Genomic DNA, 301 nt, shown 5'->3' with positions numbered 1-301 from the left:
GCCACCTTCGAGGCCCCGACGATGAGACCTGACGCGTCCCGAAGCGGTGAGACGGTCAGCGAGACGTCGATCCGATGGCCGTCCTTGGCAACCCGGACGGTCTCGAAGGACTCCACCCGCTCCCCCCGGCGAAGGCGCTCCAGGATCGTATGCTCCTCGTCTAGTTGCCCGGGGGGAATGACCAGCGTGACCGGCCGGCCAACCGCCTCTTCGGCGGAATACCCGAACAACCGCTCGGCCCCCCCGTTCCACGTCGTGATGATCCCGTCCAGCGTCTTGCTGATGATCGCGTCCTCGGAGG

The 301-nt window shown here is 67.1% G+C and carries 1 protein-coding gene; it reads right to left on the bottom strand.

Annotation, left to right across the window (positions count from 1 at the left end; genetic code table 11):
- Positions 1-301: PAS domain-containing protein (locus BGIM_RS60980; protein WP_202947427.1), on the bottom strand; the 301-nt coding region annotated here is incomplete at both ends.

The sequence above is a fragment of the Zavarzinella formosa DSM 19928 genome (assembly GCF_000255705.1).
In the GTDB taxonomy this organism is placed as follows: Bacteria; Planctomycetota; Planctomycetia; order Gemmatales; family Gemmataceae; genus Zavarzinella; species Zavarzinella formosa.
This window is presented reverse-complemented; position numbering and strand designations above follow the sequence as displayed.